The 13,158-nt window shown below is 71.6% G+C and carries 13 protein-coding genes; 6 read left to right on the forward strand and 7 right to left on the reverse strand.

Translation table 11 applies throughout. From position 1 onward, the window contains the following. Positions 1–57: 57 nt before the first annotated feature. The gene (locus ACZCAH_RS06865) at positions 58–1,266 is read left to right on the forward strand and encodes a DNA recombination protein RmuC (protein WP_464340376.1); all 1,209 of its coding nucleotides are present in this window, start codon (positions 58–60) and stop codon (positions 1,264–1,266) included. Positions 1,267–1,282: 16 nt separating this feature from the next. Here ACZCAH_RS06865 and ACZCAH_RS06870 read toward each other — a convergent pair whose 3' ends face one another. Then, complete coding sequence (locus ACZCAH_RS06870) at positions 1,283–2,287, reverse strand: 4-hydroxy-3-methylbut-2-enyl diphosphate reductase (protein ID WP_464340377.1); 1,005 nt, start codon at positions 2,285–2,287, stop codon at positions 1,283–1,285. Positions 2,288–2,487: 200 nt separating this feature from the next. Between ACZCAH_RS06870 and xseA the strand changes: the two genes are divergently transcribed. Both xseA and ACZCAH_RS06880 read left to right on the forward strand, forming a co-directional pair. Continuing rightward, positions 2,488–3,768, forward strand: a complete 1,281-nt coding sequence (xseA, locus tag ACZCAH_RS06875) for an exodeoxyribonuclease VII large subunit (protein ID WP_464340378.1) — start codon at positions 2,488–2,490, stop codon at positions 3,766–3,768. Next, positions 3,765–4,037: an exodeoxyribonuclease VII small subunit gene (locus ACZCAH_RS06880; protein ID WP_464340379.1), complete on the forward strand. Its 273-nt coding sequence runs from the start codon at positions 3,765–3,767 to the stop codon at positions 4,035–4,037. Before xseA ends, ACZCAH_RS06880 begins: the two co-directional genes overlap by 4 nt. 19 nt (positions 4,038–4,056) lie before the next feature. On the opposite strand, the gene ACZCAH_RS06885 is transcribed toward ACZCAH_RS06880, so the two are convergent. Further along, positions 4,057–4,641: a DUF4245 family protein gene (locus ACZCAH_RS06885; RefSeq protein ID WP_464340380.1), complete on the reverse strand. Its 585-nt coding sequence runs from the start codon at positions 4,639–4,641 to the stop codon at positions 4,057–4,059. Positions 4,642–4,694: 53 nt separating this feature from the next. On the opposite strand from ACZCAH_RS06885, the gene ACZCAH_RS06890 reads away from it, so the two are divergent. Then, a complete protein-coding gene (locus tag ACZCAH_RS06890; RefSeq protein WP_464340381.1) occupies positions 4,695–5,606 on the forward strand; it encodes a carbohydrate kinase family protein in 912 nt (303 codons plus the stop codon). A gap of 47 nt (positions 5,607–5,653) precedes the next feature. Further along, positions 5,654–7,069, forward strand: a complete 1,416-nt coding sequence (locus tag ACZCAH_RS06895) for a class II fumarate hydratase (RefSeq protein WP_464340382.1) — start codon at positions 5,654–5,656, stop codon at positions 7,067–7,069. 168 nt (positions 7,070–7,237) lie between these two features. Here ACZCAH_RS06895 and ACZCAH_RS06900 read toward each other — a convergent pair whose 3' ends face one another. From ACZCAH_RS06900 to uppS, 3 genes are all read right to left on the reverse strand, one after another. Beyond that, positions 7,238–8,158, reverse strand: a complete 921-nt coding sequence (locus tag ACZCAH_RS06900; protein WP_464340383.1) for an endonuclease domain-containing protein — start codon at positions 8,156–8,158, stop codon at positions 7,238–7,240. Between the two features lie 412 nt (positions 8,159–8,570). After that, positions 8,571–9,881 carry a PhoH family protein gene (locus ACZCAH_RS06905; protein ID WP_464340513.1) on the reverse strand — a complete coding sequence of 437 codons (1,311 nt, stop codon included), beginning with the start codon at positions 9,879–9,881 and terminating at the stop codon, positions 8,571–8,573. A 230-nt stretch (positions 9,882–10,111) separates the two neighbouring features. Then, positions 10,112–10,870 (reverse strand): polyprenyl diphosphate synthase, encoded by a 759-nt coding sequence (gene uppS / locus ACZCAH_RS06910; protein ID WP_464340384.1) that lies wholly within the window; start codon positions 10,868–10,870, stop codon positions 10,112–10,114. A gap of 151 nt (positions 10,871–11,021) precedes the next feature. Here uppS and trhA point away from each other — a divergent pair, with 151 nt between their 5' ends. After that, the gene (gene trhA / locus ACZCAH_RS06915; RefSeq protein WP_464340385.1) at positions 11,022–11,792 is read left to right on the forward strand and encodes a PAQR family membrane homeostasis protein TrhA; all 771 of its coding nucleotides are present in this window, start codon (positions 11,022–11,024) and stop codon (positions 11,790–11,792) included. Positions 11,793–11,801: 9 nt separating this feature from the next. Here the strand turns inward: trhA and ACZCAH_RS06920 are convergent, their stop codons facing one another. Both ACZCAH_RS06920 and mca read right to left on the reverse strand, forming a co-directional pair. Continuing rightward, on the reverse strand, positions 11,802–12,179 hold the full coding sequence (locus ACZCAH_RS06920; protein WP_464340386.1) for a hypothetical protein: 378 nt from the start codon (positions 12,177–12,179) through the stop codon (positions 11,802–11,804). Then, on the reverse strand, positions 12,176–13,084 hold the full coding sequence (mca, locus tag ACZCAH_RS06925; protein WP_464340387.1) for a mycothiol conjugate amidase Mca: 909 nt from the start codon (positions 13,082–13,084) through the stop codon (positions 12,176–12,178). Before mca ends, ACZCAH_RS06920 begins: the two co-directional genes overlap by 4 nt. Positions 13,085–13,158: the final 74 nt, after the last annotated feature.

Below are 13,158 nucleotides of genomic sequence, written 5' to 3' on the forward strand. Positions count from 1 at the left end.
GGCCCGCCCTGGGCGTGGTGCCCCTCGTCCGTCGGACCCCCGTGATGTGCTGTCGGCATGAGCGGAACACAGATGCTGCTGGTGGGGATCGTGCTGGGCGCACTCCTCGGCGCTGTTGCGACCTGGCTGGTGCAGCGGGAGCGCGCGCGCAACCAGGGGGACGCCTCCACGCAGCTGCTGCGTCTGGCCGACGAGCGCCACGAGCGCGACGCGGCCCGTCGCGATGCCGCCGAGGAGGAGCGGGAGGCCGAGCTGCAGCGGACCCTCGCCCCGATCACCGCGACGCTCGCCCATCTCGAGCGCTCCCTGGCGCGGTCCGAGGCGGCCCGGGTCGAGGCCGAGGGGGCGCTGCGCGCGCATCTCGGCGAGCTGGGCCGACGGGCGCAGTCGCTCGAGACCGGCACGGCGGCGCTGACCTCCGCCCTGCGGGCGCCGACGGCACGCGGCCGCTGGGGCGAGGTCCAACTGCGGCGGATCGTCGAGGCCGCCGGGATGCTCGAGCACGTCGACTTCTCCGAGCAGGCGGCCGGTGCCCGGGCCGACGGGGAGAAGGGACAGCGCCCCGACCTCGTGGTGCGCCTCGCCGGTGAGCGCACCCTGGTGGTCGACGCCAAGGCGCCGATGGACGCCTATCTCGACGCGATCGAGGAGCAGGATCCGACCCGCGCCCGCACCCGCCGCACCGCGCACGCCCGGGCGCTGCGCCATCACGTGGATCAGATCTCGGCGAAGGCCTACTGGAAGGCGTTCGGGGACACCCCCGAGTTCACCATTCTGTTCGTGCCGAGCGACGGGGTGCTCGCCGCTGCCCTCGAGTCCGCCCCGGACCTGCTGGAGCACGCCTTCGCCCGGGACGTGGTGATCGCCTCCCCCGCGACGCTCATGGCGCTGTTGCGCACGGTCGCGCACACCTGGCGCACCGAATCACTCAACCGGGACGCCCGCGAGGTGCTCGAGGCGGGCCGCGAGCTGCACCATCGACTCGGCGTGTTCTCGGGACACCTGGGGAAGGTGGGGAGGTCGCTGGACTCCTCCGTCGCGGCCTTCAACGAGGCGGTCGGGTCGCTGCAAGCCCGGGTGCTGGTCACCGCGCGGAAGTTCGAGGACCTCGGCCTCGCGGGCACCGCCGTCGACGAGATCGAACAGCTCACCCGGCGCGCGCGCACGCTCGAGGAGGGCGAGATCGCGGATCTCGCCGCCCCGCGGGAGGCCGGGCGCGACCTTTCCGCGCGGCGCGAACGCGCTCGGGAGCAGGACGCCGGCTGACTCCTGCCGGCCGACCTCAGGACTCGGCAGTCGCGCGATCTCCCGAGGGCTTCGTCCGACGGTCGGTCTGGCCCGAGGCCTTCATCTCCTGGCGCAGCTCGCGAGGCAGGGAGAACATCAGGTCCTCGGTCGCGGTGCGCACCGGCTTCACGTCGCCGTAGCCGCGCTCGGCGAGTTCGGCCAGCAGCTCCTGCACCAGGACATCGGGCACGGAGGCGCCGGAGGTGACGCCCACGGTGCCGACGCCCTCGAACCACTCCTCGCGCAGCTCGGAGACGCTGTCGATGCGGTGGGAGGCCTTGGCCCCGGACTCGAGCGCGACCTCCATCAGCCGCACCGAGTTCGAGGAGTTCGGGGACCCGACCACGAGCACGAGATCCGCATCGGGGGCGATCTTCTTGATCGCGACCTGGCGGTTCTGGGTGGCGTAGCAGATGTCGTCGCTCGGCGGGGCCTGCAGGGTCGGGAAACGCTCCTTGAGCCGGTCCACCGTCTCCATCGTCTCGTCGACGCTCAGGGTGGTCTGCGAGAGCCAGACGACCTTCTCCGGGTCGCGGACCGTGACCTTGTGGACGTCCTCGGGCCCGTTGACGATCTGGACGTGCTCCGGCGCCTCGCCGGCGGTGCCCTCGACCTCCTCATGACCCTCGTGGCCGACCAGCAGGATGTCGTAGTCCTGGCGGGCGAAGCGCACCGCCTCCTTGTGGACCTTGGTGACCAGCGGGCAGGTCGCGTCGATGGTGCGGAGGTTCCTCTGCTCCGCCATCTCGCGGACCTTCGGGGAGATGCCGTGCGCGGAGAAGATCACGAGCGAGCCCTCGGGCACCTCGTCGACCTCCTCGACGAACACGGCGCCCTTCTCCTTCAGCCGGTCGACCACGAACTTGTTGTGCACGATCTCGTGGCGCACGTACACGGTCTCGTCGTAGTGCTCGAGCGCGCGCTCGACGGCGACGACGGCTCGATCGACGCCCGCGCAGTAGCCGCGGGGCTCGGCAAGGAGGACGGTTCCGCTGTTCACCCCGCCATCGTAGGAGACCCGCGCATCGCGCAGGGAGGCGGTGGGGCGAGACTCACCAACCCTCCACAGCCGCCCCGTCGACCGTGCACGTCGGCCCAGCTCGCCGCACGCTTCGGATCGTTCCTCCCCGCACGCCCTTCCTCCACAGCGACACGGGTCGCGGAGCGGGCGTGTGGGTCCCGAGTGGCACAGTGGTGCCCATGACCGAGCAGCCCCCGCCCCTCGCCGCGACCGCCGCGCAGACCACCCCGGAGAACCCGTGGCCGCTGCGCCAGCTGTCGGTGAAGGTCGGGGAGTATGTCGCCCGCATGTCGCCGCTGTGGGTCGAGGGCGAAATCGTGCAGCTGAACCGTCGGCCGGGCTCGGGCCTCGCCTTCATGACCCTGCGGGACATCGACGTAGACATGTCCTTCTCGGTACCGGTGCGGGAGTACGTCCTGCGCGCCCTTCCGGTTGAGCCGGTCGCCGGCGCCCGCGTGGTGATCCACGCGAAGCCCACCTTCTGGACCAAGCGCGGCACCCTCCAGCTCGAGGCCGACGAGATCCGGCCCGTCGGTCTCGGCGAGCTTCTCGCCCGGCTCGAGCAGCTCAAGCGGACCCTCTCCGCCGAGGGGCTGTTCGAGGCCGGCCGCAAGCAGCCGCTGCCGTTCCTGCCGCAGACCATCGGCCTGATCTGCGGGCGCGAGTCCGCCGCGGAGCGCGACGTCGTCGTCAACGCCCGCCGCCGCTGGCCGGCGGTGCGCTTCGAGATCCGCGAGGTCGCCGTGCAGGGCGCGAAGGCCGTCAAGGAGGTCTCCGCCGCACTGAAGGAGCTCGACGCCGACGAGGCGGTCGACGTCATCATCATCTCCCGCGGCGGCGGCTCCCTCGAGGACCTGCTCCCCTTCTCCGACGAGCAGCTGGTGCGCCTGGTCGCCGCGGCCCGCACCCCGATCGTCTCCGCGATCGGCCACGAGGTGGACACCCCGCTGATCGACCTCGCGGCGGACGTCCGCGCCTCCACCCCCACCGACGCCGCCAAGCGCGTGGTACCGGACATCGTCGCCGAGGTCGAGCAGCTCGACCTCGGCCGCACCCGGCTGCGCGCCGCAATCCGCGCCCGGATCGAGCGGGAGCAGTCGGGGCTCGACGCGATGCGCTCACGGCCCGTGCTGGACAACCCCTCGAGCATCCTCGCGGGCCGCCAGGACGAGATCCGCTCCCGCGTCGCCCTCGCCCGCACCCTCATCGGCTCCCGCCTCGACCGCGCCCGCGACGAGGTCGGCCACCTGGGCGCGCGGGTGCGCTCCCTCAGCCCGCTCGCGACCCTCGAGCGCGGCTACGCCGTGGTCCAGGCGCCCGATGGCACGATCCTGCGCCGCCCCGAGGACTCGACCGTCGGCGACGCCCTCTCCGTCCGTGTGGCGGGAGGCCGCTTCGGCGTGGAGCGCACCGAGACAGACCCCTACACCCCGCCCGCCGCCCCGAAGGAGCAGCCATGAGCCAGACCCCCGAGAACTCCCCCACCGAGACGACTCCTCTGCCCGAGGACGTGGCGGCGCTGTCCTATGAGGTCGCCCGCGACCAGCTCGTCGAAGTCGTGCGGCGGCTCGAGTCCGGGCAGGGCGGGCTCGAGGACTCGATCGCGCTGTGGGAGCGGGGCGAGATGCTCGCCCGCCGTTGCCAGCAGTGGCTCGACGGCGCCCGCGACCGGCTCGACGAGGCCGTGGCGGCACGGCGCGGCGGGGAGGGAGCCTCCGCGGCGGAGTGACGACAGCCGGTCGCCGCGCTCAGGCGACGTCGGCGAGCGCGGCGTCCATCAGCGCGCGCAGTTCCGTGTCCACTACGTCGCCGTGCACCACGAGGCCGAAGCCCTCACCCTCGCAGGCCAGTGCCCGCACTTCGCTGCCGTCCTGCACCCCCGTGAGCTGCTGGCATGAGGCGCCGGCGATCTCCAGCTCCGCCTCCACCACGGCGCCCGGCACGGCGGCGGAGACCAGCGTCGGGCTCAGCTCCGCCTCCTCGGTGAGGGTCACCAGATGCCCGGAGGGAGCGGTGTACTGCACCCGCCAGCTCGGCACCTCGCCCCCGGTGAAGCGAGCATCGCGCTCCGCCCACTCCTCCCCCATCTCCGGGGCGGCGACGGGGAAGTCCGCGGCGTCCTGCGCACGCTCGGCACTCGCGGCGACGTCCAGCTCCGAGTTCTCGAGCACCTGACGGTCGCCGCTGTCCCCCACGCCGAAGAAGGCGATCCCGATGATCACCACGACACCTATGGTGAGCAGCAGCGCCCACACCATGTTGCGCAGCACCATGTTCTTCCGGGACGGCAGCTCATAGTGGGACCTCTGGGGGGCTTCGGGCGGTTCCTGCATGGACCCATTGTCGCCGTGTCGCCTCGTCCGGCGAAACCTGACATGATCCGGGGGTGACTTCCACCTTCCTCACCGTCGGAGAAGCCCTCACGGACATCGTCGTCTCTGCCGACGGCACGCGCCGTGAGCACCCCGGCGGCTCCCCCCTGAACGTCGCCGTCGCCCTCGGGCGCCTCGGCCACACCTCGCATCTCCTGACCCGCATCGGTGCCGACGCCCGCGGCGACGCGATCCGCGCCCACCTCGAGCAGTCCCGCGTGCAGCTCACCCCGGCGAGCTCGACCGCGGAGCCGACCTCGACCGCCGAGGCAACCCTCGATGCGACCGGCGCCGCGACCTACGTCTTCGACCTGACCTGGGCCCCGGATCCGGCCGGGACGCCGACGGGGGTCGACGCGGTGCACACCTCGTCGATCGCCGCGGTCCTCGACCCCGGCGCGACGACGGTCCGGCAGGTGCTGACCGCCGCCCGTGAGCGCTCGACCGTCAGTTACGACCCCAACGCCCGGCCCAGCCTGATGGGCTCGCCCGAGTCCGTCAGGGCCCGGATCGAGGAGAACCTGCGCCTCGCCGACGTGATCAAAGCGTCGGACGAGGACGTCGCCTGGCTGTACGGCACGGACGACGTCGAGGACGTCGTCGCCTCCTGGCTCGACCTCGGAGCCTCCCTCGCGGTGCTGACCCGCGGCGGCGAGGGCGCGGTCGGCTTCGCCGCGAGCGGGCGCGTGCAGGTCGCCCCCGTGACCGTGGAGGCCGTCGACACCGTCGGTGCCGGAGACACCTTCTCGGCGGGCCTCCTCGACGGCCTCGCCGCCAAGGACCTCCTCGGCGCCGCGCGCCGCGAGGCGCTCTCCGCCCTGCCGTCGGACGACCTCGCCGCCGTCATGCGCCGTGCCGCCGCACTCGCCGCGATCACCGTCTCCCGCGCAGGGGCGAACCCGCCGTGGAGCCACGAGCTCGGCTGACCCGACGCTCGACCGACCGACCATCTGAACCCCGAGGGAGGAACTTCATGTCCCAGACCACGCCCGCCGCCGCGCAGGACGAGTACCGCATCGAGCACGACACCATGGGCGAGGTGCGCGTACCCGCCTCCGCCCTGTACCGCGCACAGACCCAGCGCGCCGTCGAGAACTTCCCGATCTCCGGGCAGGGCCTCGAGCCCGCCCACATCCACGCCCTCGCCCAAGTCAAGAAGGCCGCGGCCCGCGCCAACAAGGAGCTCGGCGTCCTCGACGGCGCCATCGCCGACGCGATCGTCGCCGCCGCCGACGAGGTCATCTCCGGCGCCCACGACGACCAGTTCCCGGTAGACACGTACCAGACCGGCTCCGGCACCAGCTCGAACATGAACATGAACGAGGTGCTCGCGACCCTCGCCTCCCGCGGCGAGCTGGAGGTGCACCCCAACGATCACGTCAACTGCTCGCAGTCCAGCAACGATGTCTTCCCCACCTCGGTGCACGTGGCCGTCACCGCCGGTGTCGTCGAGCACCTGCTTCCCGCGCTCGCCCACCTCGCCGAGTCCCTCGAGGCCAAGGCCGAGGCGTGGAAGGACGTCGTCAAGTCCGGCCGCACCCACCTCATGGACGCCACCCCGGTCACCCTCGGCCAGGAGTTCGGCGGCTACGCGGCCGCCGTCCGCTACGGCATCGAGCGGGTCGAGGCGGCCCTGCCCCGCACCGCGGAGGTCCCCCAGGGCGGCACTGCCGTCGGCACCGGCATCAACACCCCGCTCGGCTTCCCGCAGAAGGTCATCGCGAACCTCGCCGAGCAGACCTCGCTGCCGCTCACCGAGGCCCGCAACCACTTCGAGGCGCAGTCCGCGCGCGACGGGCTGGTCGAGATGTCCGGGGCGCTGCGCACGATCGCCGTCTCCGTCACCAAGATCTGCAACGACCTGCGCTGGATGGGCTCCGGCCCGAACACCGGCCTCGGCGAGATCGCGATCCCCGACCTCCAGCCCGGCTCCTCGATCATGCCCGGCAAGGTCAACCCCGTCATCCCCGAGGCCGTGCTGATGGTGTGCGCGAAGATCGTCGGGAACGACGCGGCGATCGCCTGGGGCGGCGCGCAGGGCGCCTTCGAGCTCAACGTGCAGATCCCGCTGATGGGCACGAGCCTGCTCGAGTCGATCCGCCTGCTGGCCAACGCCTCCACGGTGCTGGCCGACAAGACCGTCGACGGTCTCACCGCGAACGAGGAGAAGGCCCGCTTCTACGCCGAGGCCTCCCCCTCGATCGTCACCCCGCTGAACAAGCTGATCGGCTACGAGTCGGCGGCGAAGATCGCCAAGCACGCCGTCGCCGAGCGCATCTCCGTGCGCGAGGCCGTCATCGCCCTGGGCTTCGTCGAGCGCGGCGAGCTCACCGAGGAGCAGCTGGACAGCGCGCTGGACGTGCTGTCGATGACCGCGCCGAAGGCCTGATCCCGGCTACCCGGTCGGTCGGCCAGTCGGTCGGGCGTTGGCGGCGGTCGGTCGGTCGGGTCTGAGGCAGGGGCTGGACGCGGGTGATGCGAGGTGCACATATACGCACCTCGCATCACCCGAGTCCTTTCGTGCACACTCCTTCCTCATCCACCTCCCGCCGTGACCTCAGGCGGACAGGGCCGAGGAGTGCCGCCGCTGTCGCAGCAGAACCTGGAGCATGCGCGACGTCTGCTCCCATTGGGAGAACACCTGCTCCCAGGTCAGGCGCGTGACTCGGTAGCCCCGAACGGTGAGTGCGAGATCCCGTCGCCGATCCTCGGCATACTGCATCGGATCGTCATGGAACCTGCGGCTGTCGCATTCGATCTCCCAGTTCTCCTCCACGAGGAGATCGACGCGGACATCGGGCAGCAGTTGCACCTGGCTCCGCACCTTCACGGACCGCCCTTCGAGCCACCACCGAACAGCGGTCTCGGTACCGGACTGCGCGTCGGAACGGACCCGTCGCAGCGGCCGGCTGAATCTCTGCGGGAGTCCGTCGAGGAGAATCTGCAGCGAGCTCGCGTCGAGCAGACGCAGGTTGAGCGCGGACTCGAGGAGGATCGCCGCGTCGACGGTCGTCAGGCAGCGCGCAGCATGGTCCAGGACGCGCGAGAGATCAGGAACCGGATCGTCGTCCGGCCAGGCCCGCAGGCTCGGCCCGTGCAGGACGATCTCCTCCATCCAGGGCAGCGGCCCTGTCGAGGTGAGGTCCACGAGCGGCACCAGCTCTGCGGATGTCGAATCCCGGCGGCGACGAATCGGCATCGCCTGGGGAGCCGGCTCCGGCATCCGTGCGGCTCGCGGGCGATAGGCGTGGACTCCTCTGCCCATCGGGGTCCAGAGTCCGTACAGCACGGCGGCGTCGCGGCACGTGGGGCGAAGCCCCATCTCGAGGAGCGCGACGAGGTCGAGCGGCGCCTCCGCCGTCACGTACCACTCCCCGACCGAGCGGATCACGCCCGACCGTTTCAATCGGCGCCGCTCTGCCGGATCCGGAACCTTGTCGGGCAGCCGCGACGCGTGGATGACTCCAGTGACCTGCATGCGCTGATCGCATCATCCCTCGCGCTGCGAGGTCCGGGCGGGGACAGGAATGTGGACCGGCGACCTCTGGGGAGGAACGGTCCCGGCTCGACGGCGCCGGGGGAAGCACCGGGGAGGGTGGGGAGGCGCGCTGCGGTACGGGGAGCGAGGGTGGGCAGGCGCGCTGCGGTACGGGGAGCGATGCGCCGACGGGACGCCGGTGATGCGAGGTGCGTATATGTGCACCTCGCATCACCGGCGTCCCGTCGCCACGAGGGTCACACGGCGGAGAGGGCGGTAGCCAGCTGGCCGGGCTAGGTCAGGCCGGGCCGGGCCAGGTCAGGTCAGGCCGGGCCGGAACCAGCCAGCCGCCCGGCCGTACCAGGTCACGTCAGGCCGGGCCACCCGTCTCGGCCCGCCCGCCGCCACCTGCTCAGGGGATCGGCTCGTCCAGCACGTGGGTGACCAGCTCGGCGACTTTGGACCGCTCGGAGCGCTGCAGGGTGATGTGGGCGAAGAGCTCCCGCTCCTTAAGTGCTTCGACGACGCTCGCGATCCCGTCGTACCGGCCGATGCGCAGGTTGTCGCGCTGGGCGACGTCGTGGGTGAGGACCACGCGGGAGTTCTGGCCGATGCGGGAGAGCATCGTCAGCAGGACGTTCCGCTCGAGGGACTGCGCCTCGTCGACGATCACGAAGGCGTCGTGGAGGGACCGCCCGCGGATGTGGGTCAGCGGGAGCACCTCGAGCATGCCGCGGGAGAGCACCTCGTCGATGACGTTCTGGGAGACCATCGAGCCGAGCGTGTCGAAGACGGCCTGTCCCCAGGGGCCCATCTTCTCGGACTGGTCGCCGGGGAGATAGCCGAGCTCCTGCCCGCCCACGGCGAACAACGGCCGGAACACCATGATCTTGCGCTGGGTGCGCCGCTCGAGCACGGCCTCGAGACCGGCGCAGAGGGCCAGGGCGCTCTTGCCCGTGCCGGCGCGACCACCGAGGGAGACGATGCCGATCGACTCGTCCTGCAGCAGGTCGATCGCCACGCGCTGCTCGGCCGAGCGGCCGGCGACGCCGAACACCGTCTGATCTCCCTGGACCAAGCGCACCTGCTTCTCACGGGTGATGCGGCCGAGCGCCGAGCCCCGGGGGCTGGTGATCGTGAGCCCGGTGTGGACGGGCTGGTGCGCGACCTCGGGGATGTCGACGACCTGTCCGTCGTAGAGGTCGGTCATGGTCTGCTCGTCGACGGAGGCGGTGACCATGCCGATGTAGCCGCGGTCGCGGGCGAGCTCGGCGCGGTACTCCTCGGCGTGGATGCCGGAGGCGGAGGCCTTGATCCGCATGGGCAGGTCCTTCGAGACCAGCACCACGTGCTTCCCCTCGAGCTGCAGGTTCTTGGCGACCGCGAGGATGCGGGTGTCGTTGTCCCCGAGCCGGAAGCCGTCCGGCAGCGAGGAGGTGTTCATGTGGTTCAGCTCGACGTGGACGTGTCCTCCGTCCTTGCCGATCGGCAGCGGCACCGAGAGGTTGCCGTGAAGCTCGCGCAGGTCGTCGAGGATGCGCAGCGCCTGGCGGGCGAAGTAGCCGAGGTCGGGATGGTGGCGCTTGGCCTCGAGCTCGGTGACGACGACGATCGGCAGCACGATGTCGTGCTCGGCGAAGCGGTGCAGCGAGAGCGGGTCCGAGAGCAGTACGGAGGTGTCCAGCACGTAGGTGATCACGCCGGTCTCGACGCCGTCGAGCATCTGCTGGGCGCTGCCGGGGCGCAGTGAGGGCACCACCGGCGAGCCGTCCCGGTTGGCCGCGCCGATCACCCCCCTGTCCAGATCGGTGCTGGTGGTGATGATCTGATCCATCGGAGCCTCCCCAAATCGCGCGGATGACTGGACCTTAGCCTCCCGCGCACCCGATGTCGGGCGCGTCACACCGCGCGGCGCGGGGACGTTCACCGAATCGTCATCGGGAGTTGCTGGGCTCAGGCTCCGTACCGCCGCTCGCGGCGGCAGAACTCGCGCAGCGCGCGTAGCAGGTCGATGCGGCGGAATCCCGGCCAATAGGTCTCGCAGAACCAGAACTCGGAGTGCACGGACTGCCAGAGCAGGAAGCCGGAGAGCCGCTGCTCGCCGGAGGTGCGGATGATGAGGTCGGGGTCGGGCTGGCCACGGGTGTAGAGGTGCTCGGCGATGGAGCCGACGCTGATGGCGTCCGCGATCTCGTCGGCCCCGAGCCCGGCGGAGCCGAGGTCGCGCACCAGCTCCCGCACGGCGTCGACGATCTCCTCGCGCCCGCCGTAGCCGATCGCGACATTGACGGTGAGGCGGGAGTCGACGCTCGCGGCGCCGCGCAGCTCCTCGAGGTGCTCCCGGATCCGCGCAGGCAGCGCCTCGGCGTTGCCGGTCAGGCGCACGCAGTGACCGGCCGCGGTGATCTGCTGGACCGTGTCGACGATGATCCCGGAGAGGGCCTCGAGCTCCTCGGGCGGGCGGCGCAGGTTGTCGGTGGAGAGCATCCACACGGTGACCAGCGGGATCTCGAGCGCCTCGCACCAGGAGAGGAATTCGACGATCTTCGCGGCGCCGACGCGGTGGCCCTGCTCGGTGGTCGCCCCGGCGGCCTTCGCCCAACGCCGGTTGCCGTCGACGATGATCCCCAGGTGCTGCGGGAGCGAGAACGCCCCGAGCTCCCGCGCGAGGCGCCGCTCGTAGATCCTGTGGAGCAGTCCCTGCTCGGCCATCGCCACCTCCGCTCCCCGACGTCCCACCCGACCATTATCGACGACGGCGGCACCGGCGCGGCCCGTTCGCGGGAGCGGACTCCGAATCCTCACGGGATGCGCACAGCACACTCCCTGCCATGGTTACGGGTCCGTAGGTTACGCTTCCGTCATGTACACCGGCACCCGCACCTCGGCCTCCGAGATTTCGCCCCTCGAGGCCGACGAGGACCTGCCCACGGCCGAGTCCCACCCCTTCGCCCCGCGCACCTTCACCCGCGCCATGGCCGCCCGCGCGCGCCAGCTCGGGCTGCAGCCGCCCAAGCCCCGGCTGCGCGGCATGCTCCACCTGATCGCCTTCCCGACCACGCTCGTGATCGGTCTGCTGCTGGTCGCCCTCGCGGACACGCTGACGATCCGTCTGGCCTGCGCTGTCTTCGTGCTGACCGCGGCGCTGCTGTTCGGCATCAGCGCCGTCTACCACCGCGGCACCTGGTCCCCGCGCCGCGCGATCATGCTGCGTCGTTTCGACCACGCGAACATCTTCCTGATCATCGCGGGCACCTACACGCCGATCGCCGCGGCGCTGCTCGCGCCTCGCCAGGCCCTCGTGCTGCTGGCCATCGCCTGGGGCGGGGCGCTCGTGGGGGTGTGCTTCCGGATCTTCTGGACCGGGGCGCCGCGCTGGCTGTACGTCCCGGCCTACGTCGCGCTCGGCTGGGTCGCGGTCTTCTACATGCCGCAGCTGCACGCCACGGGCGGCTGGCCCGTGGTGATCCTGCTGGCCGCGGGCGGCCTGGCCTACACCGCGGGGGCGGTCGTGTACGCGCTCAAGCGGCCGAACCCGTCCTTCGCCTGGTTCGGATTCCACGAGATCTTCCACGCCGGCACGATCGCGGGTTTCGGCTGCCACTTCGCGGCCGTCGCGGTCGCGGTGATCTGAGGGCTCGCCTCAGCGCTGCGGATCCTCCGGGGCCGACGGGTGCTCCTCGGCCCGCGGCTCCGGCTCCTCCGCCGGCGGGCTCTGATCCGCCGAGGGCTCCTCGGCCCGCGGCTCCGGTTCCTCCGCCGACGAGCTCCGCTCCGCCGACGGGCTTTGCTCCGCCGCGGCCTGCTCCTCCCGCATCCGCTCTTCGACGCGCGCCCGCGCCTGGATGCGGCGCGTGCGGCGTGAGAGGTCCACGGCCAGGAGCACCACGACGACGGCGAGGACGAAGGCCGCGAAGAACCCGGGCAGCCCCGGCGAGACGGTCACGGAGTTCAACTCCCCGCCGTCGGAGGGGGCGGCGAACACCTCGCCGAGAACGAGCAGCGCCTCTGCACCGGTCACGGGCGGGCCTCCAGTGTCTCGTGGCGGAGTCCCGCGAACAGGTCGTCCTCGGGCAGGCGCACCCCGATGCGGGAGATGTGCAGCTCGTAGTCGTCGGTGCCCCAGGCCACCGTCTCGACCTCGTGCGGCACCTGGAAGAACAGGCCCTCCGGGTCGACCTGCGTGGCATGGGCGCGCAGCGCCTCGTCCCGCACGGTGAGGTAGTCGCGCACGTCCACCCTGGTCGTGAGCAGCCGGTCCCGGCTCTCGTCGTAGCGCGCCAGCATCTGCTCGAGGGACTCCTGGCGAATGCCCTGGGAGATCAGATGCCGGTTGATCGCCGAGAACCGCTGCCGGTGGAAGCCGTTGATGTAGTAGAGCTTCGCGACCTCCCACGGCTCGCCGAGCTCCGGGGCGTAGGCCGGATCAGCGGCGAGGTCGAAGGCGGCGAGGCTGATGCGGTGGACCTGGATGTGGTCCGGATGCGGGTAGCCGCCGTTCTCGTCGTACGTGGTCATCACGTGCGGGCGGAGCCGGCGCAGCGCCTCGACGAGAGGTCGGGCGGCCTCCTCGACGGGGAGCGACGCGAAGCTGCCCTCGGGCAGCGGGGGCAGCGGATCCCCCTCGGGCAGGCCCGAGTCGACGAAGCCGAGCCACTCGTGGTCCACGCCCAGGATCTCCTGCGCACGCGCCATCTCCCGTCGACGCACCGCGGGGAGGTCGCGGGCGATCTCCTCGTCACCCTGGAGCCGAGGGTTGAGGATGTCGCCGCGCTCGCCGCCGGTGCAGGTGATGACGGTGACTTGGACGCCTTCGCGGGCATAGCGCGCGGTCGAGCCGGCGCCCTTAGAGGACTCGTCGTCCGGATGGGCGTGGACGGCGACCAGACGCAGGGTCTCGTCGGGGGCGGGCAGCTGGACGCTCACGTCTCTCCTCAGGGTCCGGGGCGGGACCCGGGCACGGGACTCGCCAGCGCCCGATCGTACGCCACGGTCCCGAG

It is taken from the genome of Brachybacterium sp. B718/18 (assembly GCF_055454375.1).